General features: G+C 59.2%; 1 protein-coding gene. It reads right to left on the reverse strand.

Going from position 1 to position 407, the window contains the following annotated elements:
- Positions 1-407 (reverse strand): contractile injection system protein, VgrG/Pvc8 family (locus K0F88_RS32065; protein WP_257605427.1); only part of this gene is annotated, 407 nt, incomplete at both ends.

Below are 407 nucleotides of genomic sequence, written 5' to 3' on the forward strand. Positions count from 1 at the left end.
TAGTCGTAGTCTTCGAGGTCGGGCAGGGCGTCGCCACGGTTTTCGCTTTCGAGGGTGATGCGCGGTTTTTCGAAGTCGTAGTCGCGGCGGGTGGTGCGGCTGGTACGGGTTTCCAGGCGCAAGTCGAAGCGCTTGATCACCGGGTCGTTGGCGACCATGCCGGAATCTTGCTGATAGGCCACGGGCGCGAGTTTCGGGAACACCGTCTGGTCATCGCCGAACACCAGTTTGTGGGCCGTGGCGCTGTGCTGGAAGTGGTAGTGGATACCTTCTTCCTCGCACAGGCGCTGGATGAATTGCAGGTCCGATTCATCGTACTGAACGCAGTAAATGCGCTCGGGATAGATCGCCCCGACCTTGAATTCATAGGCGTTGCTTTGGATGCCGTGCTCTTCGAGGACCATGCC

This window comes from Pseudomonas sp. UMAB-40 (assembly GCF_900095275.1).
GTDB classification, from domain to species: domain Bacteria; phylum Pseudomonadota; class Gammaproteobacteria; order Pseudomonadales; family Pseudomonadaceae; genus Aquipseudomonas; species Aquipseudomonas mandelii_B.